Annotated in this window: 1 rRNA gene; it reads right to left on the reverse strand. The window is 56.8% G+C overall.

Features of this window, described 5'->3' with window-relative positions:
* Positions 1-250: ribosomal RNA gene (locus tag LKX83_RS32715) — 23S ribosomal RNA — on the reverse strand; the annotation flags it as partial.

Below are 250 nucleotides of genomic sequence, written 5' to 3' on the forward strand. Positions count from 1 at the left end.
TTCGCCTTACGGCTTCGCACAGACCTGTGTTTTTGCTAAACAGTCGCTTGGGCCTATTCACTGCGGCCCCCTCGGGCTATTCACCCTACCGAGGCACCCCTTCTCCCGAAGTTACGGGGTCATTTTGCCGAGTTCCTTAACGAGAGTTCTTCCGCGCGCCTTAGAATTCTCTTCTCGCCTACCTGTGTCGGTTTGCGGTACGGGCACCTTCGCCTGGCTAGAGGCTTTTCTCGGCAGCGTGAGCACAAGA

Origin of the sequence: Cohnella baijiui (assembly GCF_020731285.1) — a bacterium.
In the GTDB taxonomy this organism is placed as follows: domain Bacteria; phylum Bacillota; class Bacilli; order Paenibacillales; family Paenibacillaceae; genus Cohnella.